The 25535-nt window shown below is 44.7% G+C and carries 19 protein-coding genes and 1 riboswitch; of the genes, 17 read left to right on the forward strand and 2 right to left on the reverse strand.

The window, feature by feature from the left end; all coding sequences use genetic code 11:
* The first annotated feature begins 20 nt into the window (after positions 1–20).
* The 12 genes from CD03_RS0107500 to nadA all read left to right on the forward strand — a co-directional run bounded on the left by CD03_RS0107500 (position 21) and on the right by nadA (position 17070).
* The gene (locus tag CD03_RS0107500; protein WP_152614179.1) at positions 21–932 is read left to right on the forward strand and encodes a carbohydrate ABC transporter permease; all 912 of its coding nucleotides are present in this window, start codon (positions 21–23) and stop codon (positions 930–932) included.
* A gap of 46 nt (positions 933–978) precedes the next feature.
* Complete coding sequence (locus tag CD03_RS0107505) at positions 979–3012, forward strand: alpha-galactosidase (protein WP_027293116.1); 2034 nt, start codon at positions 979–981, stop codon at positions 3010–3012.
* Between the two features lie 15 nt (positions 3013–3027).
* Complete coding sequence (locus CD03_RS0107510; RefSeq protein ID WP_027293117.1) at positions 3028–5193, forward strand: glycoside hydrolase family 36 protein; 2166 nt, start codon at positions 3028–3030, stop codon at positions 5191–5193.
* 55 nt (positions 5194–5248) lie between these two features.
* On the forward strand, positions 5249–6667 hold the full coding sequence (locus tag CD03_RS0107515) for an L-fucose/L-arabinose isomerase family protein (protein ID WP_027293118.1): 1419 nt from the start codon (positions 5249–5251) through the stop codon (positions 6665–6667).
* Positions 6668–6702: 35 nt separating this feature from the next.
* A complete protein-coding gene (locus CD03_RS0107520) occupies positions 6703–7878 on the forward strand; it encodes a uroporphyrinogen decarboxylase family protein (RefSeq protein WP_027293119.1) in 1176 nt (391 codons plus the stop codon).
* 6 nt (positions 7879–7884) lie between these two features.
* Positions 7885–8970, forward strand: a complete 1086-nt coding sequence (locus CD03_RS32785) for an aldose 1-epimerase family protein (RefSeq protein ID WP_044289228.1) — start codon at positions 7885–7887, stop codon at positions 8968–8970.
* A gap of 38 nt (positions 8971–9008) precedes the next feature.
* Positions 9009–10934, forward strand: a complete 1926-nt coding sequence (locus tag CD03_RS0107530; protein WP_044289229.1) for a transketolase — start codon at positions 9009–9011, stop codon at positions 10932–10934.
* 27 nt (positions 10935–10961) lie between these two features.
* On the forward strand, positions 10962–12008 hold the full coding sequence (locus CD03_RS0107535) for a zinc-dependent alcohol dehydrogenase (RefSeq protein WP_027293121.1): 1047 nt from the start codon (positions 10962–10964) through the stop codon (positions 12006–12008).
* 12 nt (positions 12009–12020) lie between these two features.
* A complete protein-coding gene (locus CD03_RS0107540) occupies positions 12021–13532 on the forward strand; it encodes an FGGY-family carbohydrate kinase (RefSeq protein ID WP_027293122.1) in 1512 nt (503 codons plus the stop codon).
* Positions 13533–13554: 22 nt separating this feature from the next.
* Entirely contained in the window at positions 13555–14676 is a 1122-nt protein-coding gene (locus CD03_RS0107545; protein WP_160295781.1) for a uroporphyrinogen decarboxylase family protein, read from the forward strand.
* A 15-nt stretch (positions 14677–14691) separates the two neighbouring features.
* On the forward strand, positions 14692–15828 hold the full coding sequence (locus tag CD03_RS0107550; protein WP_044289230.1) for a Gfo/Idh/MocA family protein: 1137 nt from the start codon (positions 14692–14694) through the stop codon (positions 15826–15828).
* A gap of 342 nt (positions 15829–16170) precedes the next feature.
* Positions 16171–17070 carry a quinolinate synthase NadA gene (gene nadA, locus CD03_RS0107555; protein WP_027293125.1) on the forward strand — a complete coding sequence of 300 codons (900 nt, stop codon included), beginning with the start codon at positions 16171–16173 and terminating at the stop codon, positions 17068–17070.
* Between the two features lie 147 nt (positions 17071–17217).
* On the opposite strand, the gene CD03_RS0107560 is transcribed toward nadA, so the two are convergent.
* Together CD03_RS0107560 and typA are read right to left on the reverse strand one after the other, a co-directional pair.
* The gene (locus CD03_RS0107560) at positions 17218–18039 is read right to left on the reverse strand and encodes a hypothetical protein (RefSeq protein WP_027293126.1); all 822 of its coding nucleotides are present in this window, start codon (positions 18037–18039) and stop codon (positions 17218–17220) included.
* 22 nt (positions 18040–18061) lie between these two features.
* The gene (gene typA, locus CD03_RS0107565; RefSeq protein ID WP_027293127.1) at positions 18062–19882 is read right to left on the reverse strand and encodes a translational GTPase TypA; all 1821 of its coding nucleotides are present in this window, start codon (positions 19880–19882) and stop codon (positions 18062–18064) included.
* 236 nt (positions 19883–20118) lie between these two features.
* Between typA and CD03_RS0107570 the strand changes: the two genes are divergently transcribed.
* From CD03_RS0107570 to CD03_RS0107590, 5 genes are all read left to right on the forward strand, one after another.
* Entirely contained in the window at positions 20119–20745 is a 627-nt protein-coding gene (locus tag CD03_RS0107570) for a single-stranded DNA-binding protein (RefSeq protein ID WP_027293128.1), read from the forward strand.
* A 98-nt stretch (positions 20746–20843) separates the two neighbouring features.
* A complete protein-coding gene (locus CD03_RS0107575) occupies positions 20844–21347 on the forward strand; it encodes a cob(I)yrinic acid a,c-diamide adenosyltransferase (RefSeq protein ID WP_027293129.1) in 504 nt (167 codons plus the stop codon).
* 39 nt (positions 21348–21386) lie between these two features.
* Positions 21387–21565, forward strand: a riboswitch (Lysine riboswitch).
* 69 nt (positions 21566–21634) lie between these two features.
* Entirely contained in the window at positions 21635–22525 is an 891-nt protein-coding gene (gene dapA / locus CD03_RS0107580; protein WP_027293130.1) for a 4-hydroxy-tetrahydrodipicolinate synthase, read from the forward strand.
* Between the two features lie 19 nt (positions 22526–22544).
* Positions 22545–23306, forward strand: a complete 762-nt coding sequence (dapB, locus tag CD03_RS0107585) for a 4-hydroxy-tetrahydrodipicolinate reductase (RefSeq protein WP_027293131.1) — start codon at positions 22545–22547, stop codon at positions 23304–23306.
* A gap of 147 nt (positions 23307–23453) precedes the next feature.
* Positions 23454–25397 carry a fructose-bisphosphatase class III gene (locus CD03_RS0107590; protein ID WP_044289816.1) on the forward strand — a complete coding sequence of 648 codons (1944 nt, stop codon included), beginning with the start codon at positions 23454–23456 and terminating at the stop codon, positions 25395–25397.
* The last annotated feature ends 138 nt before the right edge of the window (positions 25398–25535 follow it).

A 25535-nucleotide genomic window follows, 5' to 3' on the forward strand; every position in this document is an offset into this window, starting at 1 on the left:
GGAGAAGGGAAGGGATTGTTTTGAAAAAAGCAAAGGTAAGAAAGATTAAATCTAAAAGTGACATTGCTTTTGATGCTGTAATCAAGATACTGTTAGGGTTTTTTGGTTTTCTTTGTGTCTATCCATTGTGGTATATTTTAATACTTTCATTTAATGATGGAGTGGATACCATGCGGGGAGGAATTTATTTCTGGCCCAGGCAGTTTACACTTGCAAATTATATTGTATGTCTCCGGGACAATATTATTCTGGGAGCATATGTCAATACAATTCTCAGGACTGTCCTTGGTACGGTAGCGGGTGTTGCCGTCACGGGGATGGTTGCATATGGTGTTTCGGAGAGAAATCTGCCTGGAAGAAAATTTATTATGATTTACATGATGATTCCAATGCTTTTTAGTGCGGGACTCATTCCCACTTATTTGAATCTGAAAAGCTTAGGCCTGATTAATCGCTTTGGAGTGTACATTTTTCCTGCAGTCTTCAGTATATGGAATTGTATCATCATGAGAACTTCTTTTGAAGGGATTCCCACTGAACTGAAGGAATCTATGCGGATAGACGGGGCCAATGAGCTTCAGATACTGATGCGTCTGATTCTCCCTATTTCCAAGCCCATACTGGCGGCGATTGCACTGTTTACGGCTGTCGGTCATTGGAACGATTGGTTTACTGGTGCTTATTATGTGACCAACAGTAAGCTGGTACCGATTCAAACTTATTTGCAGAGTGTTATGAACCGTTCGCTGACTAATTTTGAACAGGGTTCGGTGAATCTTATGGGGCTGGATTTTGGAAGTCTGGCAAATGCCAATTCCATGTCTATTAAGCTGGCAGTGGTAGTGCTTTCCACAGTGCCGATTCTGATGATTTATCCGTTCCTTCAAAAGTACTTTATCAAGGGAGTTATGGTAGGGTCCGTAAAAGGATAATCAGATTGAAATAAAAACAAAAACAACGACAAAGGTGGTAGGAAAGATGAAAGGATATTCTGATTTTGTTCAATTTAATCATACAGGGGAAAAGCTATACCTGAAAAGCTTTCAGAATATGGATACGGGGTTCGAGTGGGCTGATTCCCAGTCGGCCTGCGGAATCCTGGCAGAGGAAAACGGAACCGAATTGACAGAGAACTGGCACGACTGGCAAATAAAGGAGGAAATTCTGGGAGAATGCCGTGTAATTACGATTACAGCATCGCATAAAAATGGGCTGGTCCTGAGCTGCCAGTACAAAATTCATTCGGACTGTCAAGTAGTGCAGATTGGATGTACTTTAAAAAATATAGGCAGCCATCCCCTTTGTATTACCAATTTCAGTCCAGTAAATATTTCCCTTCAGTGTGCAGAGCCGGTAGTGGCTTACAGCATAAGGAAAGACGTTTACTCCATGCAGACCCAGGTGATGGAGGATCCGCTGACCATCCGGGGAGGAAAATGGAATATGCCGGAAAATGCCGGCTGGCTGGTTTTGGAGAACACGCAGAGGCAGGAAAGTCTGTTTTTGGGTATCGAATGGGAGCGGGAATGGAACTTGTCTGTGACTCCTGACCCAAAGGGGCACATTGTGCTGAAAATGGGGCTTGAAAATTTTAGCCAGACCTTGGAGGAAGGGGGGGTACTGACTTCGCCGACTGTATTCCTGGGAGCAGCCACAGGGGGTCTGGACGAGGCCACCAACAGCATGAGACGCTATATGGTGGGACATGTGCTGCCCCAGCCCATGAAGGATTTTCCATGGGTTTCCTATGATATCTGGTCAACAGAGAGTGAGGATGTGGAGGAAACGATCCGCAAAGAAGCGGATTTTGCAGCAGATATCGGTGTGGAAAACTTCTATATTGATGCCTCCTGGTGGGCGGGCTCCTCTGTGGAGGGAGATGGTGCCTGGGGCTATCGGCTTGGAAACTATCTGCCTGACAGGAGGAAGTTCCCGAAAGGGCTTCGCGCCATGGCAGAGTATGTCCATGGCAAGGGAATGAAATTTGGTATTTGGGTGGACCCCATGATCATAGACGAATATTGGGTATCCACCGGTATGATACCGGAAAAATGGCTGGTAAAAAATCAGGATGAGCATGCCGTTCTTGACCTGACCGAGGTGGCAGGGTGGCCGAGGGTGAAGCAGATTTGTACGGGATGTAAGGAAGTACAGAATTACATAGTAGAGATAGTGAGCAGAATCATTGAGGAATTCCGGCTCGACTGGATTAAGTGGGATGACTCTGCATTTTCTCAGCCGGTTGTATGTACAAGAACCGATCATGGACATCAGGAGGGAGACGGTAATTATATGGCGGTGGCCGGTAAATATGAGATTTTCAAAGAGCTACATGAACGCTTCCCGGATTTGGTGATAGAGGCCTGCGGCTATCCGGCCAGGATTGACTATGGCCTGGCACCCTATATCCGCACAAGCTGGCTCAGCGACAGCTCGGCACCAGCGGAAAAAGTCATTAACAACATGGAGTTTGCCAGCTATGTTTATCCCAACTCCTATAATTCAGCATGGCTGATCGAGCATGATGAGGTGCTGAAGGAGAGCGACCCGGCCGCATTAGATACGGTTGTAAGGAGCAGGATGATGGGGCTGTTTGGTTTTGGAACATTGACCGGTCATCTGTCGGAACGCATTTCACTATGGCCGGCAGCAGTTCATGATGCGATCAGAAGAAACCTGCCTTATTATAAAACCATGCGGCATCTGCTGTCCCAGGACGTTTACCATTATAATAATGATTCGGATACCTGCTGTGACTGGCGCATGATGGCATGCGTATCCTATGACAAGGAGCAAGCGGTTACCTTTGTGTTCCGTGCTGATGCGGAGCAATCTTCCGGTAAAATAAGGCTCAAAGGACTTGATGCAGCTGTCGACTACACAGTGTCCTCCCTGAATACAGGAAAAACAGTGTCAATGTCAGGGAAGGAATTGATGACAAAAGGTGTGCTTGTTGATCTGTCTGTCCACGGACAAGCCTCTGATATTTTTGAAGCAAAAAGGCAAGCGTAGAAAGGGTGAAGGAATATGTCAAAAAAAGCTTTAGAATTTTATAAAAACGGAGGAAGGGATGTTACACGGTATATATCCGGCACCACGGTGTATGAGGAGACTCTCCAGGACGGATATTATGTTGGACTGTATTGGTCGGCATCCGGACAGATCCACAGAGAAAATATAACCGAAACCCTGCCCATGCGGGGGATGAGTCAGATGGAATTTCGAGGAATTCACCCGGTGGGACACAGGCTCAACAGCTTTGGGCTGGAAATTGACGGGCAGTCTCTGCATAACTGCTGGCGGATGGAGAGCCAGGAGGAAACGGTGCAGGACGGACACACTCTGGTTATGGTCACCTTGAAGCATCAGCTGCGCCCCATAGAGGTAAAGGTATGCACAAGGCTGGACACTACGGATTTTCTCACCAGATGGCTGGAAGTTACCAATCTGGGTGACCGTCCGGCGGCACTGTCAAGAATTGCGCCTATGAGCGGTCTTCTCTGGGATGTTCACTATACGCAGGAGTATGGCTTTCTGAAATCTCTGCCAGACAGCGGTAATCCTGACTATCCTTTCGCAGTGGCATATCTGGATTCTTATGTCCAGTCCGAGGAAGGAAACTTGAAATGGATTGATTTAGAGGAACCGGTTACCACCCTGGAAAACAGACAGAGAAATGTGTTCGGTCCCCCATACTATTATGTGAAAAACAAAATTACAGGAGAGATATTTTGTATGGCCTTGGCCTGGTCGGCAGGCTTTACCACATCCCTCTACTACGACAGGGTCAGTAAAATGCTGTCATTTGAGATGGGGCCGTCGGGGAAAGCACCTCTGCGGGTAATCGCGCCCCAGGAAAAGGTCGTCTCGCCGGCGATCCATATAGGTCCACAGCATGGAAATGTGGATGGCTGCGTGGCAGAATGGCATCGTCATCTGAGAACCTCTGTCATTCCCCAGCGAAGGGGAAAAGCCGGCATGTATACGGTAGCCGGACGTGTTGTGGAGGAGCCCGGGGACTGGATACTGCGGGAAATCGATATTGCAGGAGAAATGGGCATAGAGGCATTCGTGGTTGATGCGGGGTGGTACGGAGATCATTTTGCCGGCTGGTGGGATAACCGGGGAGATTGGTTTGAGGGTGATTTTCTGCCTCAGGGAGGTCTTCGCGGGATTCGGGATTATGTGCATAAGCAGGGAATGCTCTTTGGCCTCTGGATGGAGCCAGAGGCAATCGAAGCTACTTCCCATTTATATCAGGAGCATCCGGAATATAAGATACATTATGAACCTGAGGGTGTCAAGCACTTTGAAAATGATGCGGATGTGGATCTTTCCAATCCACAGGCAGCGGAATATGTAACCGGATATATCCGAAGCATCTTTGAACGGGTGCAGCCGGACATTTTTAAAATTGATTATAACACCAGAAATTTTGAGGGAGCTCAACATCCGGTGAATGGCTATGCAGAAAATAATGCCTGGCGGCATTTTGAAGCCTTGTATGGAATTTTCGAGGAAATGCTGCAGAAATATCCGGATACGGTTTTTGAAAACTGTGCCAGCGGTGGTGGACGAAATGATTTGGGGATGCTGTCCAGATTTCATTACTGTACTCAGTCGGATTTTAGTCAGATGCCCCTGAGCATTCGTTGCATTAACACCATGAGTATGTTTTTGCCGCCGGAGGCGATTTGCTATTACCATAATCACATAGCATTCGCTCACCTTCAGGCAGATTTGGATACGCATTTGCGGGTATGTCTGTTTGCTGTACCCATTTTTGTAGGCTTTGGGGCCCAGGATGCAGATCGCAGCGTTCCTTATTTTGAAAAAAGTAAAAAATACATTAAGCTTGCAAAGGGATTTTGCAGGGAGGTAATGGAAAATCATCCTACCGTATATCACCATACACCTTATATTGGGGTCAGCAGCCCGACCGATTTTTGTGTGCTGGAGTATGCTAATGCAGACAAAACTAAAGGGTATTGCGGTATATTCAAGCTATCGGAGGCTGCCCCGGACTATCAGTTGTATCTGCGGGGAATTGACGGGGCAAGGGAATACGAGATTACCTGCCACAATAGCGGTTCCGTATTGCGTGTTCCGGGAAGTGAGCTGATGAATCAAGGACTTAGAATCCATCTGGAATCAGCCAATACGTCAGAACTTATTTTGTATAGAACATGTTAATAGCTCCAGCTAGAAACATATTCAAAGCGGCATGGAATTTAAGGAGGAAGAGAATATGAAACAAATAAAAATAGGCTTTTTGCCATCAAATTGGGAATCATGGGACGGAAATCAGTTTACGGGAAAATGGGCAGGAAAAATGCGCGACCGTTGTCTTAAGGTAATGGAGCAGGTGGACAAGGTCCAAATTGTGGTTCCGTCCGCTGAATTGACGGAGGATGGCTGTGTCAGCACTCCGGAGGAGGGAAAAAAGGCTTTGGAGCTCTATCTTTCAGAGCAAATAGATGCGCTGGCAGTGGGAAACATGACTTTTGGTATGGAGGTGGCAGTGGGAGAGGTCTTGAGTGGCCTGAACAAGAATATTCCAATTCTGCATTTCTGTACCAAAAGCGGGCCGATTCACAAGGGATCCCGCTCAACAGATACTTGGTGCGGGCAGTTTATGACTACTTCCGCAATCCGGAGGCGCGGATTTAAGTTCGTGCATATCAATACCTGTAATCCGGAGGAACCGGAGTTTCAGGAAGGTTTTGAAAGCTTTGCCCGGGTAGTTTACGCAATCAAGCGGTTCAAAGGAGCAAAAATTGCACAGCTGGGCACTCGTCCACTGCTGTTCGAATCTCAGTTTTTCAGCGAGGAAAATTTCCAGAGAACCTTTAGCCAGATGCTCAAGACCATGGATTTGGCAACTCTGTTTGACCAGCTAGATAGAATAAAGGATACCGATCCCCAGGTTGTGGATACTGTCACGGATATCAAAGCCGGCTTTGTCTGTGATCAGACTATCCCGGAATCAAGTATTATCATGCAGGCCAAATACGAAATTGCATTGAAGCGTGCCTATGATGAGCTGGATGCAGACTGTATGGCGGTGAGCTGCTGGGCAATGCTGCAGAAGAAGTACGGTATTGCTGCCTGCTCAACCTTTGCCAGATTGAACCAGCAGGGATATATCACTGCCTGTGAGGTGGATGTGCTGGGAGCGGCAACTATGCTGCTGACCCGGGCGGTGACCATGGATGAGGAGACACCCGTCTTTATCGACTGGACAGATCTGCATCCCACGGAGGATAACATGTGGCTTGCCTGGCATTGTGGAAATGCAGCGCCCAGTCTTTGTGCACAATCAGATACCAAAAAACTTATGGCCAATGAGCGTCTTGGCATATGGGGTGATGCCTGTGATGGTTCGGTTGAATTCCGCATGAAGGAGGGACCTGTTACGTGTGTCCGACTGTTGGAATATGAAGGCGAATACAGAATGTTTATTTCTACCGGAGAATCAGTGAACATAGAACCCTTTATACGAGGTACCTATGCCTGGATAAAGGTTAGGGATATCAAAAAGATGGAGGCTGCGATGATAGAAGCAGGAGCAATCCACCATGGTGTTCTGGTGTTTAGCGAGACAGCGGCTGATGATTTGGAAATGTTCTGCAAGTTTATGAATATCAAAGTGATTCGCTGTGACTGATTATAAGATGCGGCAGGCTGTTTAGGAGGATAGATATGGGTGTATTAAAGACATGGCGGGGATTTGAGATTGAGAGCCGCTGTAAAAAGATAGAGAAAACGTTTCGCCTTGAGCCGGTTACGAAATCAGAGGATGTGCCGTTGGTGGTTAACACACCCTGCTATTTCGGCTATGGAAATAACCCGATGCCCTGGGATTATTGGAAGAATCCGTCCAGCATGGTACGCTACCAGGAGGAGAGTTTTGAAAGGCATCTGAAGTCGGTAACGGGAGATGATACCGTTCCATATTTTATGCCCTGGTTCGGTACGGGGGTGACGGCATCTGCCTTTGGATGTAAATTCAAGGAGGCAACCGGATTCGGAGACGACCCGGGTTTGAAAACAACCTGTATCAGATCTGTCTCTGATATTGCAAGATTAAGACAGCCGGATCCCTATCGGGACGGAGTCATGCCCAGGGTGCTTGAATTTATTGATTATGCCAGGTCCCACAGTGATCTGCCGGTAGGGCTAAGTGATATGAACAGCCCCTTGTGTACAGCGGCACAGCTGTGTGGTTATGACAATTTGTTTGTCTGGATGTATGAGGAGCCGGAGGCTGTTCATGAGCTGATGGAAAAGATTACAGACGCATTTATCCACTGGGTAAGGGTTCAAAAAGAACATACCGGAGAGAGTCTTGACAGCAGCAATGGTCTTCAGGGAGTATGGGCACCTAAGGGTGTGGGCATCTGGGTATCCGATGATGATCTGGTCTCTATAAGCCCGGAGCTTTATGAAGAATTTGTGGTGCCTTACAATTCCAGGATATTTGAAGCTTTTAGCGGTGGAACGGTTCATTTTTGCGGAAATGGTCTTCATCAGGTGAACAACCTGATCAAGACCGGAAATATCAGAGCCGTGAATAATTCCCCAATGTCAGGTTTTGCAGTGTTCTCCAGCATGGTCAAGGAATTAAGTGGAAAAATGGCCATTTTGATTCAGGATGCGGCCCCCCTGGAGCCGGAACTGTACTATCCCAGATTGTTTGAAAACATTGAAGATTTCAGAGGAATTATGCTTGCCACATTCGTGGAGGATACGCTGGGCATGGCTATGGATGGCAGCACTCAGAATACGCAGTCCGAGGCCTTTGCCCGTGCAAATCGGACAGTTAAAGTGGTGAGGGAATGCATTGGTAAAAAGCTGAACATGGAATCAAGGCGGTGAGTGAGAATGAAAACATTTGAAATAAACAAGAACCATGATTTCCTGATGAAGAGAATGGGAGATATTTCCCAGCTGGCCGGTCTTAAGCGGTACGAAATGCTTGACGGAAAAGCCAGGGGTGTGGAGGCGGTGGATTTTAAAACCGGGACAGGATTCCAGTTTACTGTTCTGCCTGGCAGAGGAATGGATATTGCCTGGGCAAGTTATCAGGGAGTTCCCATTAGCTATATGTCTAAAACAGGCATCGTCTCTCCGGCATACTACAACCCCGAGGGAATGAATTGGCTGCGAAGCTTTTTTGCCGGTCTGCTTACAACCTGCGGGCTCTCAAATGTGGGAGGTCCATGTGAGGATGAAGAACCGATTATCGGTTCTCAGAAATACGGTCTCCATGGGAGAATTAGTCAGATCTGTGCGGATCATGTCTGTGTTCGGGAAGAGTGGTCAGATGATACCTTTCGCATGGCAGTATCCGGTCGGGTTCAAGAATCCATGGTGCATTGTGAAAATCTGGCATTGACACGGGAGGTCAGTACGGAGCTTGGGAAAAATTTTCTGCGCATTCATGACACGGTGGAAAATATGGGATTTAATGCCCGTCCGCTGATGCTATTGTACCATATAAATATCGGATATCCAATATTGGATGTGGGAACGAGAATCGTCTTGAAATCCAAAAAAGTTGAGCCAAATGATGAGCTGTCCAGACAGAACCTGAAGCAGTTTGATCAGGTGGGAGAGCCGGTGGGAGGGGCAAAGGAAAATCTGTTTTTTCATGATTTGTGTACCGATCCGGATCAAACCACGTATGTTGGACTGATTAATGATACGCTGGAGGTAGGCGTCTATATCAGGTTCAACAAGGCCCAGCTGAAGAACCTGGCAGAATGGAAGCAGCTGGGGGAGGCAGAATATGTAGTCGGGATTGAGCCCGCCAATTGCCGTCCCGCAGGCAGGCTGGAGCAGAAAGCAGACGGAGCGCTGGAAATGCTGCAGCCCGGTGAAAAAAGATGCTTTGAGCTGGAAATTGGAATCTTGACAAACAAGGATGAGATTTGTGTGTTTGAAAAAAGGGTCGGGAAGTTGAAATAGTCTCTATGGTAAACTTTGGAGAAAAGGGAGGTATAGGAATGGATTTATTGTCGCTGAAACAATTTCAAAGTGAAGATATCACCATTGAACAGATAGAAATAATACAGGCACTGGCGAATCATGCACGTGCAGATATTCTCCGAATGACTACAAATGCAGGGTCAGGACATCCGGGGGGCTCGCTGTCCTCCATAGATATTTACCTAATGCTATGGCTGTGTGGGAATGTCAGTCCCCAAACAGTTCAGGATCCCAAAAGAGACAAGATCGTGATTAGCCATGGACACACCTCTGCAGCAATTTATGCGACACTTGGCAGATTGGGATTTTGTAATATTCAACAAGCAGTGCAGGAGTTCCGGCAGAAAGGCAGTGTGTTTGAAGGTCATCCCGGACTGCAGGTGCCGGGTGTTGAATGGTGCAGCGGCAGTCTTGGGCAAGGCCTTTCCGTGGGCAGCGGCTTTGCGCTGGCAGCAAAGCTGAAACAGGAAAAGCACCATGTTTTCGTGATAATGGGAGATGGTGAGCAGGGAAAAGGTCAGCTGCAGGAGGCCAGAGAATTTGCGGTAAAATATCATCTGGATAATCTGACGGCAGTCATTGACTGTAATGGACTTCAGGCCAGCGGGGATATAAAACGGATTATGCCCCAGCAGCTGCAAGAAAAATATGAATCAGCTGGATGGAAAGTGATTCTGACGGATGGACATAACTATCAGCAGCTGTATCGTGCATTGCGCAAGGCACACCAGTGTAAAGAAGGACCAACAGTAATCCTGGCGGAAACAGTTATGGGAAAAGGTATTCCCATGATAGAAAATGATTATCATTTCCATGGAAAGATACTGACTGCTTCACAATGCAGGGAGGTATTGGGGCAGCTGGAGCTTGCAAAAGCAGCAGAGGAGGATGTGCAAAGGGATGAAGTAAAGAGGCAGATACCTACGGCCGCATGCAGCCCAGAGGAAAAAATGAAAACGGGCAAGCCGATTGTATATGAAAAGGACTGTTCTACTGATTGTCGGAGTGCTTTTGGAAATGCATTATGTGATTTGGCAAAATCCAATGAAGATGTCCTGGTTGCGGCCATAGATTGCGATCTTGCTGAATCAGTAAAAGTGGCATCCTTTGGAAAGGAATTCCCAGAACGTTTAATTGAATGTGGAATTCAGGAGCACAATGCCGCAACGGTTGCGGCGGCATTGTCAAAATGTGGAATATTAACATTTTTTGCTGACTTTGGTGCCTTTGGAATTGATGAGACCTATGGACAGCATCGAATGAGTGATATCAACCATTCCTCTGTGAAATTAATCTGCACCCATAACGGGTTGGATGTGGGAGAGGACGGGAAAACCCATCAATGCATTGACTATATCAGCCTGATATCCAACTTATTGGGATTTCAATTACTGATACCGGCGGATTCCAATCAGACGGATCGCATGATACGGTATGCAGCCGCAGCACCTGGAAATATATGTGTTGTTATGGGGCGTTCCAAGGTGCCGGTGCTTACGGATGCGGCAGGAGATCTGCTGTATCATGAGAATTACCGATATCGGTATGGGGTCTATGACTGGATTCGGGAGGGCAGAGACGGTGTCATTATCACTTGCGGGAACATGACTCATAAAGCGGTTAAGGTGACGGATATTCTCAGACAGCGGAATCTGGAACTAGGTGTTCTTAACTGCACAAGTCCTCTGGAGATAGATGAGGAAGCAGTCAGACAGGCAGCAGATACGGGGATGATTGTGACATACGAGGATCATAATGTGCGTTCCGGGATCGGAACGATTATCGGGTCCTATCTGGCAGAGAAGGGATTACATTGCCGGTTTGCAAAAAAGGGTGTTTCAGTCTATGGGGCATCTGCATCACCGGAGTGGCTGTATCAGCGGCAGAAGCTGGATGAGCAGAGTGTCGCAGAATTCATAGTACAGCTTTATCAAACAAAATAACGAGGATAGAGACCAGGAGGAATCAATATGAAAGAACAAATGCTGCGAGCCACACTGGTGGGGCCGAAAAAAATTGTTTTAGACAGGACGGAGGTACCGTCTCCGGCCAAGGGAGAGGTACTGATAAAGGTGTGCCGGGTAGGTGTCTGCGGCTCAGATCCCACCATTTACTTTGGGAGACACCCCTATGTGACGTTTCCGGTTATTATGGGACATGAGTTTTCGGGAGAAGTGGAGGCGCTGGGAGAAGAGGTTGACAAGCCTGCAATCGGCACCAGGGTAACCGTGATTCCACATCTTGTCTGCGGAATCTGCAAGGCTTGTGAGAGCCAAAACTATAATTTGTGTGAAAGCCTGCGGTGCACGGGGGCGGAGGCGGACGGCGCGCATGTGCAGTATATCTGTATGCCCCAGGAAATGGTAATCCCAATTCCGGATACTATGACCATGGATGACGGCGCAATGGTGGAGCCGGCCTGTGTTGCTTATCATGGTGCCAAAAGAGGGGAAATCCAGAACACAGATACCGTTTTAATCATCGGTGCGGGACCCATTGGTATTTTTTGTATGGAAAGCTGTAAGGCTTTGGGGGCGAAAAAGGTAGTCATCGCTGATAGGGATGGAGAAAGACTGTGTCTGGCTGAAAAGCTGGGTGCCGATGGAACCATTGATGTGTCTGTGGAAAAGCTGGAGGATGGATTGACCCGGATTCTGGGTGGAGCCAGGGAGGTCGACGTATTCTATGACTGTGTTGGTGAAAAGGGGAAGGTATTAGACCAGATTCTGCAGATTGCAGGCAGGGGGACCCGTATCGTTATTATCGGAGTTCTGCAGAATGGGTATGACATTCCGCACCTGCCCGATTTCGTCCAGCATGAGCTGCGGCTGTCTGGTACTACCATGTACACGCCTCAGGATTATAAAGAGATGATTCAGCTAATGGGAGAAGGAACTATCAAAATAGATGGAATGATTTCGCATTATTTCACCCTGGATCAGATCAAAGAGGTTTTTGAAATGATAGAAAATCGTGAAGAAAAATTTTTTAAAATTATGATCAAGGTCAACGAATAGGGGGTAAGCGATTTGAGTTTACTGGGAATCGATATTGGCTCTGGCAGCTGTAAGGGAGTTGCCTTTGATTATAACGGGAGCATATTGGCAAGCGCAAATTACGCATACGCCACCTATAGTCCCGGTCCTGAAATGGTTGAGATTGAACCGGAGATTTTCTGGACAGCAGTTGTAACAATTATTCGCCAGATAGCGGAACAGACCTGCGGAAATCCTGTTGAGGCGCTGGCAGTCAGCTCACATGGGGAGACCTATATTCCGGTGGGCCAGGATGGAAAAGCCGTTGGCCCAGGGGTGATGAACTCCGATAATCGTGCGACGGAACAGTCCGAGTGGTGGGATAATACCGTTGGAAAACAAAAAATATATGAGATTACCGGTGTTCCGTTGCACCCCATGTTCGCTTTAAATAAAATTATGTGGCTAAAAAAGCACAGGCCCGATCAGTTTGAAAAGACTCAGCGTTTTCTCAGTGTAGAGGAATTTATCCTTGGAAAATTAGGACTTTACCCGGTTATTGATTTTTCACTGGCCACTAGAACCATGGCATTTGATATCCGACGCCAGAGATGGTCGGAGGATATTCTTGCAGCGGCCGGTTTGCCGGAGAGAAAATTAGGGAGCTTACAGCCAGCAGGAACAGTGGCGGGAAAATTGACTCCTGCCGTATGCCATATGCTCAGCCTGCCGGAGGGAGTGACCGTGGCGGTGGGGGGGCATGACCAGCCCTGCGGTGCGTTGGGGGCGGGGGCAATCAACCCGGGAGAGGTGTCTGATTCTGCGGGAACCTACGAGTGTATCACTGCTGTTTCAGAACGTCCTGCTAATACCTTAGCGTCTCTGGAATGCAGCCTGAACTCCTATTGCCATGTAGTGCCGAATCGCTATGTTACCCTGGCGTTTTTTCCCGCCGGCCTGTCGGTTAGATGGTTTGTAGAGCAATTTTGTACGGAAGAGGTACGTATTGCAAAGGAGCTGGGAATCAGTCTGTATGATATCTTGAATGAAAAGGTGGAAAGCATGTGCAGCGGGCCTACCGGTGTGTGCATGACCCCGCATATGGTTGGATCCTGTAATCCTCACTGGGATGTCAGGGCCACAGGGGTAATCGCGGGGGTAGTCCCGGGCATTACAAAATATCATATGTACAAGGCTATCTTTGAAGGCATTGCATTTGAGATGGCCGAAAACATATCTATTTTAGAAAAGGCTATCGGAGATTTTGAAGGTATGGCCGTTAGCGGAGGTAATGCATCCTCTGCTTTTACAGTTCAGCTTCGTGCGGATATAACCAACAAGCGGATGGTTACCCTGAAAAATAAGGAGGCTGTTTGCCTGGGGTCAGCTTTGCTGGCTGGTGTTGCAACTGGAGTGTATACAGGGTATGACGAGGCCGTGAAGATGGCAGTGACGGTGGGAGATGCGTTTATTCCTGATTCGGCAGAGCAGGAACGCTACCAGAAACAATACCGGAAGTATAGGCAGTTGTATCCGGCACTGGAGGGATTTCGTGGTATTGTATGAGGAAAGAAAGGACGGAGTCAAGATGAATTCTCGAGAAAGAGTGATCAGGACGCTGAATCACCAGGAGGCGGATAAGGTGCCGGTAGATTTTGGAGGCACAGTGGTCACCTGCACTGATTATCATGCCCACAAAAGGCTGAGGGAATACTATCACATGGAGGATGAAGAAGATCCTATCATTGATTATTCCATGGGAACGGTGGAACCATGTCAGGAACTTAAGATAAGATTTGAATCAGATTTTCGGAGAGTGGGACTTAATGTAGGGGTTCCCCATATTGTGGATGGTATTTTCGAAAATGGGTTTGGAAACCGCCTGAAGCGTGCAGATCCACATTTATATTATGATACCATCTATCACCCGCTAAAGGATGCGGTGATTGAGGATTTAGACAACATGAAAATGCCCAATCCGGATGATCCAGATCTGTATATCGGGCTGCGGGACAGGGCCAGGGAACTATATGAAAACAGTCCCTATGCGGTGGTGGCCGATTTTGGGGTACCGGGCTTCTATGAAACCTCCCAGAAGCTGAGAGGCTATGAAAATATCAGCTGTGATTTACTGATTGACCAGGATTTTGTGCGGGCACTGTATGACCGGTTGTTTGAATTACAGAAACGATATTTTAAAAACTATTTGGATCAGGTAGGAAAATACGTTCAGGTGATTGGCTATGCAGATGATCTGGGAATGCAGGATCGCCCGCAGATGTCACCAGAGATATACAGGACCGTGGTGAAGCCCTATCATAAAAAGATATTTCGGTTTATCCATGAACAGGCCGATGTAAAAATTCTGCTGCATAGCTGTGGAGATATTTTCCCTCTGATTGAAGACCTGATTGATGCAGGGGTAGATATTTTGAATCCCGTTCAGGTAAGAGCCAGAGAAATGGAACCGGATGCACTGAAAAAGACCTTCGGTGACCGTGTCTGCTTTTGGGGAGGCATTGATGAGCAATGTATTTTGCCCTTTGGCACTCAGGAGGAGATTGAGGCCGAAGTGGAGCGGATGATTCGGATTATGGGTCAGGGAGGCGGCTATGTGTTGGGGCCCGGACATAATATTCAGGAAGATACCAGGCCAGAAAGTATTGCTGCACTGTACCGGGCAGCCAAAAAATACAGAGATTACAAATAGAAAGGAAGTATCAGAATGAAAGAGATTAGAGTAGGTATTGTTGGATTTGGATTTATGGGAAAAACACATACTTATGGATATAAGACGATTCCATTGTATTATGGTAATCTTCCCTATAAAATTAAGCTGGTTGGAGTTTGCGATGCGGTAAAATCGGTAGCGGAGCAAGCGAAGGATAGTTTAGGATTTAAATTTGCCACCGATAATCCGGATGATATTTTTAATTGCAGTGAGATTGATGTGGTAGATATTTGTACGCCCAACATTTATCATAAGGAAGGGGTAATGAATGCGCTGAAAGCAGGAAAGCATGTTTACTGCGATAAGCCCCTGGCTACCAGTTTCGAGGAGACAAAGGATATCATCACTCAGCTGGAGGAGAGTAAGCGCATAGGGCAGGTGGCATTGCAATACCGCTTTTTACCTGCAACGCTGCGTGCTAAGGAGCTGCTGGAAGAGGGAAGGCTTGGGAAAATCATGTCCTTTCGAGCATGTTATCTCCATTCCGGGTCTGTTGACCGGGATAAGCCAATCGGCTGGAAGCAGGATAAGAAGTTTGGTGGTGGTGGGGTTTTATTTGATCTTGGCTCACATATTCTTGATGTGATGTACTTTTTGCTGGGGAAATATATCTCAATTATGGCGGATACCAGAATTGTTTATCCACAACGCCCGGATAAGAATGGAAACATGGTTGATATTGAAGCGGATGATGTTGCACTGATGTTGGTTCGAATGAAAGAGGGGGGCATCGGTACCATTGAGGCATCCAAGGTAGCCACCGGTGCCAATGATGAACTGCGATTTGAAATTCATGGAGAAAAGGGTTCTCTGCGCTTTAATCTCATGGATCCCAACTGGTTGGAGTTCTATGATAACGCGGCTTCAGATCAGCCCTTTGGTGGCCTGAAGGGATATACGAAAATCGAGTGTGTACAGCGGTTTGAAAGCGTAGGCGGAACCTTCCCGGGACCCAAATTTTCCATCGGGTGGATTCGCTCCCATGTGCACAGCCTATACAGCTTTTTGAACTGTATAAATGAAGATAAAGCGCCTAGCCCGTCCTTTCAGGAGGGTGCATATATACAATATGTTATGGAGCAGGCTTATGAGTCGGACCGATTAAAAAAATGGATTGACCTGCAGGATTGAAGGGAAAGGAATCCATGATAACAGCCTACTCCGTAGAGAATTACCTGTGGTGTCAAGGGATATTATGTCGAAATAGTTTTGACCGATACCTCAGATAGATGCATTTTTTTCAAATGTTATATTATTCTGGAAGTTCTGTTTGATAAAGGACAGAGCTTCTTTTATGTAGAAGTGGAAAGGCTCTTGGTGACCATAACTTTATAACTTTAATCTTGAAAACCCCCAATATCTATTGACAAATAAAGGTAATATAAATATAATTCCTATAAGAACAATATATATTGTATGATATAGTATATGATATGATTCAAACTAATTGCAGACAGCAAGAAAGGATTCATAATGACAGAAGAAATAGAGAAGTTAAAGAAAGAGAAAGATACCGTAATACTCGCCCACTACTATGTGGATGGAAAGGTGCAGGAGATTGCTGACTATGTAGGAGATTCTTTCTACCTGAGCAAGCTAGCAACTACAGTTAAACAAAAGAATATTCTTTTTTGCGGCGTAACTTTTATGGGAGAAAGCGCAAAGCTGTTGAATCCGGAGAAAAGAGTAGTGATGGCGGATATTTATGCGGACTGTCCTATGGCGCATATGGTCGATGTGAAAGCAATTGAAGAAGTCAGAGAGAAACATCCTGATGCAGCGGTAGTCTGTTATGTAAATTCATCAGCAAAAATAAAAGCGCATTCAGACGTATGCGTGACCTCTTCCAATGCTGTTGACCTTGTGAGAGCGCTGCCTCAGAAAGAGATCTTTTTTATTCCCGATAATAATTTAGGTCGTTATGCTGCATCACAGATTCCAGAGAAGCAGTTTATTTTTCACGATGGATTCTGTCATGTACATAAAAGTATCACCAGGGAAAATGTCCAGCGGGCAAAGGAACTGCACCCAAATGCATTGGTTCTGGCACATCCGGAATGCAGTATGGATGTGCTGCAGTTGGCAGATTTTGTGGGAAGTACAGCCCAGATTATTGACTATGTAGACAAGAGCGGTAAGGATGTTTTTATTATCTGCACGGAGATTGGAATCTTTTATGAGCTTCAGCAGCAAAATCCGGATAAGAAATTTTATTCCGTTGGGCATCGCCAGTTTTGTCCCAATATGAAGAAGATCAGTCTGGATAAAGTTCTATATCAATTGCAAAATATGGATAACAGTGTAGAATTAGATGAATCGATTATGGAGCTGGCCAGAAGGCCGCTGGAAAAAATGCTGTTGCTAGGAAAATGAAAATAGGTAAAAAAATAGGTAAAAGTAAATAGGTAAAAGAAAATCGAGAAAAGAACATAGACAAAAGAACATTAGCAAAAGATATACAATTAAATAACATAATAAAAAAGGAGAGATTAAATCCCTCCTTTTTTGATGTATTCAGAATCATCCGTTAGGGCTCAAATTCATATATTTTAAAATACGGTTAAACCATTGCTGGGTCACATACTGATTAGGATGTTGGTCAGCAGTCGCACCGGCTTTACCAGGTTTCTTATGATAAAGCTTTTTTGAATATTCATAAAATTTCTCATACTTAATATTTGGCAGCGCCTGTTCCGATAAAATCCGTCTTAATTCTTTGTTAAATGCCCTGGATTTGCGGTTTACTCTGCTCTTTTTAATACCGGGCGCATAAGCAGATTTGGATATAACATAAAAGTTATAGGATGGATATCTGCGGGCCAGCGACAGGTAATAATCTGCATATACCTGAGCCTGCTTACGAATTTGAGATCGTTTCCTGGCTTTGCGGATATCGTTCCCTTCAATGATCAGTGCGACAGAATAGTGTACGTTCTGTGGTTTATCACTGTCAAGAAGCTTCCTCAGATATTCCCCTCCCTGTGGATGGGTACTGTCATAAGAAGTGGAAAAACAGGAGAACCTGGATAAAATTGTCTGTCGTTCAGACGGCGAAAGAAACCATAGTATTCCAGATCCTGACTTCGTAATAAAAAATAAATCTTTTCCTTTTTCCCATTTTCCATAGTTTATATTCTGAGGTCTTTTGGTATCTCCGTCATTTCTGGAACCTTCCATCAGGGCAGTTCCGGAAGCACCTGTGAATATAACCTTTTCTGTTTTCTTCGAGTGTTTTTTCATTCCATTTGCAGCTGATGCAAACGCGGTTGTCTGAGCGGCATAAAGTCCTGTTATTAAAAACAGGAAACAGATAATGATCAGAAAAGATTTGTTTTTTACCATATATAATGTCCCTTCTAAAGATTTATTTTCTGGCAGATCTCTTTCTCATTGTAGGATCCAGTATTTTCTTACGAATCCTGAGACTTTCCGGTGTGATCTCTAAAAGCTCATCCGTGTCAATAAATTCCAGAGCCTGTTCCAGACTTAATACTCTTGGAGTAGTCAGTTTCAGGGAATCATCTGATCCGGAAGCTCGGGTATTGGTCAAATGCTTGCTCTTGCAGACATTTAATTCAATATCTTCTGCTTTTCCGTTCTGTCCGATAACCATACCAGCATATACTTTTTCACCGGCACCAATAAACAAGGTACCACGTTCCTGTGCACTGAAAAGACCATAAGCTACAGACTCACCGGATTCAAAAGCAATTAAGGAACCCTGTTTGCGGTACTGGATATCACCTTTATAAGGACCATATCCATCGTAAGTGGTATTCAGAATACCATTACCCTTGGTATCTGTTAAGAATTCTCCACGATAACCAATCAGGCCTCTGGCCGGGATAGAGAATTCCAGACGGGAATAACCGCCCCCTGCAATACTCATGCCCTGTAATTCACCTTTACGAAGGCTTAATTTCTGAATAACGGTTCCGGAGAACTCTTCCGGTACATCCACATAGGCAAGCTCCATTGGCTCTAATAATTTGCCGCGTTCATCTTTTTGATAGAGTACTTCGGCTTTACTTACTGCAAATTCGTATCCTTCACGGCGCATATTTTCGATCAGTACCGATAAATGCAGCTCGCCTCGTCCGGAAACTTTATATGCTTCTGTAGTTTCTGTTTCTTCAACGCGAAGGCTGACATCCGTATTTAATTCACGGAACAGTCTGTCGCGGAGATGTCTGGAGGTTACGTATTTTCCTTCCTTGCCAGCAAGAGGGCTGTCATTTACCATGAAATGCATGGCAATGGTGGGCTCTGAAATCTTCTGGAATGGAATAGCGTCCACATCTTCCTGTGCACAAAGGGTATCTCCGATATGAAGGTCAGCGATTCCGGAAATAGCAACAATAGATCCGATCGTTGCAGACTGAACTTCCACTTTGCTAAGTCCGTCAAATTCATATAATTTACTGATTTTCACTTTTTTTTGTTTTTCAGGCTCATGATGGTTGACCAAAACAACTTCTTGGTTTACCTTTATAGTACCACGGTCTACTTTACCTACACCAATACGGCCTACATATTCATTGTAGTCGATGGTACTGATTAAAACCTGGGTAGGAGCCTCCGGATCACCTTCCGGAGCAGGGATGTAGTCTAAAATTGTTTCAAATAAAGGAGTCATATCCTTTGCTTCATCCGTCATATCCAGAACGGCATGGCCTGCTTTTGCAGAAGCGTAGACAAATGGGCAGTCTAACTGCTCGTCGGAAGCATCGAGATCCATAAACAGCTCCAGGATTTCATCGATAACTTCATTTGGTCTGGCCTCCGGACGGTCAATCTTATTGATACAGACAATAACCGGAAGATTTAATTCAAGGGCTTTGCGAAGAACAAATTTTGTCTGTGGCATAGAACCCTCAAAAGCGTCAACAACGAGAACAACACCATTTACCATTTTTAATACACGCTCTACTTCGCCGCCAAAGTCGGCATGTCCTGGTGTATCGATGATGTTGATTTTTGTACCTTTGTAATAAACAGCTGTATTCTTGGATAAAATCGTAATGCCGCGTTCACGCTCAATGTCGTTGGAATCCATGACACGCTCTGCGACTTCCTGATTGGCGCGGAATACACCACTTTGTTTTAATAGCTCATCAACTAATGTGGTCTTACCATGGTCAACGTGGGCGATGATGGCAATGTTACGAATATCTTCTCTTTTCATAAAATGATTTTCCTTCTTTCCATATAATGAACAAAATATAACTCATACAGTTTATCATATTTTTCCCAGATTACAAGGGGTTTTGTCGATTTTAAGGGACATTCATTCATAATTCTAAAAAAAATAATGAAATTTTAAAAATTTGTGGTTCTAAAAGTGATTTTCGCCGAATAGATATATTAATATACAAAATACGAAAAGAGATACTTCGTAAGAAGAAGGGAGAACTATTATTCATGACAGATAAGATTATTGAAAACAATCAGGTATCCATTATTGGAGAAATTGCATCAGGCTTTACTTTTAGCCACGAGGTTTTTGGGGAGGGATTCTACATGTTAGATGTGCTGGTTAAGCGACTCAGCGATTCCCTGGACAGAATACCAGTGATGATTTCAGAGAGACTGATTGACGTGACACAGGATTACCAGGGAGAATACATACAGATCACGGGGCAGTTCCGCTCCTACAACAGACATGAAGAAAAAAAGAACAGGCTGGTGTTGTCCGTATTTGCCAGAGAGGTCACTTTCGTTGAAGAAGAAAATGACAAGGTGAAGACAAATCAGATATTCCTGGATGGCTTTATCTGTAAGCCTCCGGTATATCGTAAGACTCCGCTTGGAAGAGAAATTTCCGATATGCTGGTTGCAGTCAACCGTCCATATGGCAAATCGGATTACATTCCCTGCATTTGCTGGGGAAGAAATGCAAGGTTTACTTCCGGTTTCTCCGTAGGTGGACATGTGCAGGTGTGGGGACGAATACAAAGCAGAGAGTACATGAAAAAACTGGAGGGAGATATTACTGAAAAAAGAATTGCTTATGAAGTGTCAGTAAGCAAGTTGGAATATATGGAATAAGTATTGCATTCTTTATTTAACTGTAGTAAAATAATAAAACTGATGATGTAGTTTGGTATATGGCGGTTTAACCACCAGTCAGTTAAGAGAGGTGCGCTATGGATAAAGGTTCAGTACATATATTTTGTGGTGAAGGCAAGGGTAAAACGACTGCAGCTATCGGTCAGGGGATCCGCGCTGCCAGCCAGGGCAAATCTGTGATTGTCATTCAGTTTCTGAAAGGCAGGATGGTCGAAGAGATCAGTTTCCTGCAGCGCCTGGAACCGGAGATTAAGTTATTCCGGTTTGAAAAATCAGATGAATCCTTCGATAGTCTGAGTGCAGAAGAAAAGGAAGAAGAGGCACAGAATATTCGCAATGGAATGAATTTTGCAAAAAAGGTTCTGGTAACAGAGGGGTGCGAAGTCCTGATCTTAGATGAAGTACTGGGACTGATTGAACATGGAATTGTGACAATTGATGATATCCGCACTTTAATTGAAGCGAAGGATGATGAGACAGAGCTTATAATGACCGGGATCTGCAACGGACAGGAACTCTGGGACTGTGTCGATGAAGTGACACAGATGTCGACGATTCATAAAATCGAAAACAATTGTTGACAAGGATTTTTAATGATGCTATAGTTAGATTAACTGAATAGGTTTGATAGAGGTCGCGTGTTTCATCAGTATAGAATTGGATATGTTCAGGCATAGATGAAGATTTTAGAAAGGGAAAGACGCCGAAAGGTGCGGTACCTGTAGCCGTATTCTTGGGCATGTGGCGAAAAGCTATATGACTGTCATCATAATTATTATGATGGGGAGCTATCCAAAAGAATTTTTTTACGTAATCTTTAGGGGCAGGCTCTTTAGCCTGTCCTTATTTTTTTAAGGAGGAAAAGCACATGGCAATATTTACAGGCGCAGGTGTGGCAATTGTTACACCGATGAAAGAAAATGGAGACGTTAACTTTGAAAAATTAGGAGAGATTCTGGAAGATCAGATCGCAAATGGAACAGATGCAATTGTTATCTGCGGTACGACCGGTGAATCTGCTACTTTGACTCATGAGGAACATTTAGAAACAATTAAATATACGATTGATAAAGTAGCAAAAAGAATTCCGGTAGTAGCGGGTACAGGGTCAAACAGCACAGATACAGCGGTGTATTTATCTGTAGAAGCAGAGAAGTACGGAGCTGACGGTCTTCTTCTGGTATCACCATATTATAATAAAGCAACGCAAAAGGGATTGATCAAACATTATACAACAATTGCAAATGCAGTTAAGATTCCGATTATTTTATACAATGTGCCAAGCCGTACCGGATGCAATATTTTACCGGAAACTGTGGCTGAACTTGTTAGCAACGTGGAAAATATCGTTGGTATCAAAGAAGCTACCGGAAATATCTCCCAGATTGCTAAGCTGATGCAGCTTACGGATGGTAAAATTGATTTATATTCCGGAAATGACGATCAGGTAGTTCCGCTCTTGTCATTAGGCGGTAAGGGAGTTATTTCCGTATTATCAAACATTGCTCCACAGCAGACACATGACATGGTGGAAAAGTTCCTTCAGGGTGATATTGAAGGCAGCCGTAAGATCCAGCTGGATGCACTGCCATTGATCAATGCACTGTTTAGCGAAGTTAATCCTATTCCTGTTAAAAAGGCTATGAATCTGATGGGTATGGAAGTCGGACCTCTTCGCGGACCGTTAACTGAGATGGAAGATGCAAATGCAGAAAAACTTGCAAAAGAAATGGTGGATTTCGGATTAAAGCTGTCATAAGCACAATAAGGAGTAACGTATGATAAAGATAATTATGCATGGCTGTAATGGAAAAATGGGCCAGGTGATCAGCCAGATTGTAAATGAAGATCCCAATGCTCAGATTGCAGCTGGGATTGATATTGTAGATAACAGGGATAATGGATATCCGGTTTTTACCAATATCCGTGAATGTGATGTGCAGGCGGATGTTGTAATAGATTTTGCATCAGCCAAGGCTGAGGATGCACTTTTAGATTTCTGTATGGAACGCAATCTTCCGGTGGTTGTCTGTACGACAGGTCTTTCAGAAGAACAGATTGCAAGGGTGAAAGAAACCAGTAAAGTGGTAGCAGTTTTAAAATCTGCAAACATGTCTCTGGGGGTGAATACTCTCTTGAAATTGCTGCAGGATGCTGCAAAGGTATTGGCACCGGCGGGATTCGATATGGAAATTGTGGAGAAACATCATAAACATAAAGTAGATGCTCCCAGCGGAACGGCACTTGCCATGGCTGACAGCATGAATGAAGCTTTGGGAAATCAGTATACCTACAAATTCGACAGAAGCCAGGAACGTAAAGAGCGTGATGCCAAAGAAATTGGTATCTCAGCGGTACGTGGCGGCAATATAGTGGGCGAACATGAGGTGTTTTTTGCCGGCACAGATGAAGTGATCGAGTTCAAGCATACGGCATATTCCAAAGCAATATTCGCTAAAGGAGCTGTGGAAGCAGCTAAATTTTTAGCGGGCAGAGAAGCAGGATTCTATGATATGAGCGATGTAATTGCAGCAAAATAAATAAAGGCGTTGTTAGTCAAAGACCCCGTAGCAGGCTGCGGGGTCTTCTACCCTCACGCAGCGGATAAGTCAGGATTGTCTGTCCTTGGAACGTTGCCGGGGGATTAAAGGAGCAAGGGGGATATTTTTGTGGAACAGGATTATGAAATGAGATATTTAAAAAGTCTTGCTAAGCTCTATCCTACGATAGCAGCAGCTTCAACAGAAATTATTAACCTCCAGTCCATTTTGAACCTGCCAAAGGGGACGGAACATTTTTTGACAGATATTCATGGAGAATATGAACAGTTTCTTCATGTGCTGAAAAATGGTTCCGGGTCTGTCCGCAGGAAAATTGATGAAGAATTTGGAAATACTTTAAGTAGCCGGGATAAAAAAAGCCTGGCTACTTTAATTTATTATCCAAAGCTCAAATTGGAACTGGTGGAGAAGACGGAAGATAATCTGGAAGACTGGTATAAGATTACGCTGCACAGGCTGATACAGATCTGTAAACGGGTGGCATCCAAATATACCAGGTCGAAGGTGCGTAAGGCATTGCCCAAAGATTTTTCGTATGTAATTGAAGAGCTGATTACAGAAAAGGAAGAGGTTCAGGATAAAGAAGCGTATTATAATTCTATTTTGAATACGATTATCCGAATCGGCAGTGCCAAGGAAATGATCATTGCCCTGAGTAACCTGATTCAGCGGCTGGTTATCGACCATATACATATTGTCGGAGACATATTTGACAGGGGACCGGGTCCGCATATTATCATGGACAGGCTTATGACTTATCATTCTGTGGATATCCAGTGGGGAAATCACGATGTTGTGTGGATGGGGGCTGCGGCTGGGCATAAAGCCAGTATCGCAAATGTCATCCGTATTGCGGCTCGCTATGGTAATCTGGATATGCTGGAAGAAGGGTATGGGATCAATCTGATTCCCCTTGCGAACTTTGCGATGAACACTTACGGGAATGACAAGTGCAGCTGCTTTAAGATTAATTATGATAAGGAAGAATATAATACCAAGGATCTGGAATGGGACTGCAGAATGCAGAAGGCAATTGCTATCATTCAGTTTAAACTGGAAAGCCAGGTTATCATGCGCCGTCCGGAATTTGAGATGGAAGACAGGCTTTTACTGGATAAGATTGATTATGAAGCAGGTACGATTCAACTGGAAGGTAAGGTTTATCCTTTATCTGATACGAATTTCCCAACGGTAGACCCTAAGAATCCTTATGAACTCTCGGCAGCGGAACAAGAAGTTATGGATCGGCTTCAATCTGCTTTTATGAAATGTGAAAAGCTGCAGAAGCATGTGCGGTTTTTATTTTCTCATGGAAGTTTATATAAAATCTTTAATTCCAATCTTTTATATCATGGATGTATGCCCTTGAATGAAGACGGAAGCTTTAAAAAGGTAAAGGTTTTTGGAACGGAATACAGTGGAAAAGCACTTTATGATATTCTGGAAATTTACGCCAGAAAAGGATATTATTCGGTACTGGATAAAGAGGAACGGGAAAAGGGGCAGGATATCCTATGGTATATCTGGAGCAACGGAAACTCCCCTGTTTTTGGAAAAGATAAAATGACTACGTTTGAGCGTTATCTGATCAAAGATAAAGAAACCCATCATGAAGAAAAAAATCCATATTACCGATATATTGAAAAAGAAGAGACGGTAAACCGTATTCTGGAAGAGTTCGGGCTGGATATTACGCAGTCGCATATTATTAACGGGCATATGCCGGTTCAGCTTTCAAAGGGAGAAACACCGGTTAAATGCAATGGCAAGCTGTTGATTATCGATGGCGGATTTTCCAAGGCGTACCAGAAAGTGACGGGCATTGCAGGTTATACCCTGGTTTACAATTCCTATGGTCTGCGCCTGGTAGCACATGATCCCTTTACTTCGATGGAAGATGCTATTGCAAAAGAGACGGATATCCATTCTGAAAGTATGGTTGTAGAACAGGTGATGCGCCGGAGGCTGGTTGCGGATACCGATATCGGAAAAGAACTGCAGCACACCATTAAGGAATTGGAAAGCCTGTTGTCGGCATACCGGCATGGGATTATCAACGAGAAGATTTAGCAGTAAAAAATGGGGCTTCGCTTTTATGCGCAAGTCCCATTTTTGTTATAGTTTTATTTTTTTGTTTTAGAATAGGAACTGTATAATATATTCTAGGAGTAAAACGCTTTCCCTATTTTATCTGTGATTTTGTACAGA

The organism is Robinsoniella sp. KNHs210, from assembly GCF_000686105.1.
GTDB classification, from domain to species: Bacteria; Bacillota; Clostridia; order Lachnospirales; family Lachnospiraceae; genus Robinsoniella; species Robinsoniella peoriensis.

Bases quoted from the DNA above. Each gene is read 5' to 3' on its own strand.
- CD03_RS0107505 (WP_027293116.1), top strand. From the start codon at position 979: ATGAAAGGATATTCTGATTTTGTTCAATTTAATCATACAGGGGAAAAG.
- CD03_RS0107510 (WP_027293117.1), top strand. From the start codon at position 3,028: ATGTCAAAAAAAGCTTTAGAATTTTATAAAAACGGAGGAAGGGATGTT.
- CD03_RS0107515 (WP_027293118.1), top strand. From the start codon at position 5,249: ATGAAACAAATAAAAATAGGCTTTTTGCCATCAAATTGGGAATCATGG.
- CD03_RS0107520 (WP_027293119.1), top strand. From the start codon at position 6,703: ATGGGTGTATTAAAGACATGGCGGGGATTTGAGATTGAGAGCCGCTGT.
- CD03_RS32785 (WP_044289228.1), top strand. From the start codon at position 7,885: ATGAAAACATTTGAAATAAACAAGAACCATGATTTCCTGATGAAGAGA.
- CD03_RS0107530 (WP_044289229.1), top strand. From the start codon at position 9,009: ATGGATTTATTGTCGCTGAAACAATTTCAAAGTGAAGATATCACCATT.
- CD03_RS0107535 (WP_027293121.1), top strand. From the start codon at position 10,962: ATGAAAGAACAAATGCTGCGAGCCACACTGGTGGGGCCGAAAAAAATT.
- CD03_RS0107545 (WP_160295781.1), top strand. From the start codon at position 13,555: ATGAATTCTCGAGAAAGAGTGATCAGGACGCTGAATCACCAGGAGGCG.
- CD03_RS0107550 (WP_044289230.1), top strand. From the start codon at position 14,692: ATGAAAGAGATTAGAGTAGGTATTGTTGGATTTGGATTTATGGGAAAA.
- nadA (WP_027293125.1), top strand. From the start codon at position 16,171: ATGACAGAAGAAATAGAGAAGTTAAAGAAAGAGAAAGATACCGTAATA.
- CD03_RS0107560 (WP_027293126.1), bottom strand. From the start codon at position 18,039: ATGGTAAAAAACAAATCTTTTCTGATCATTATCTGTTTCCTGTTTTTA.
- typA (WP_027293127.1), bottom strand. From the start codon at position 19,882: ATGAAAAGAGAAGATATTCGTAACATTGCCATCATCGCCCACGTTGAC.
- CD03_RS0107570 (WP_027293128.1), top strand. From the start codon at position 20,119: ATGACAGATAAGATTATTGAAAACAATCAGGTATCCATTATTGGAGAA.
- CD03_RS0107575 (WP_027293129.1), top strand. From the start codon at position 20,844: ATGGATAAAGGTTCAGTACATATATTTTGTGGTGAAGGCAAGGGTAAA.
- dapA (WP_027293130.1), top strand. From the start codon at position 21,635: ATGGCAATATTTACAGGCGCAGGTGTGGCAATTGTTACACCGATGAAA.
- dapB (WP_027293131.1), top strand. From the start codon at position 22,545: ATGATAAAGATAATTATGCATGGCTGTAATGGAAAAATGGGCCAGGTG.
- CD03_RS0107590 (WP_044289816.1), top strand. From the start codon at position 23,454: ATGAGATATTTAAAAAGTCTTGCTAAGCTCTATCCTACGATAGCAGCA.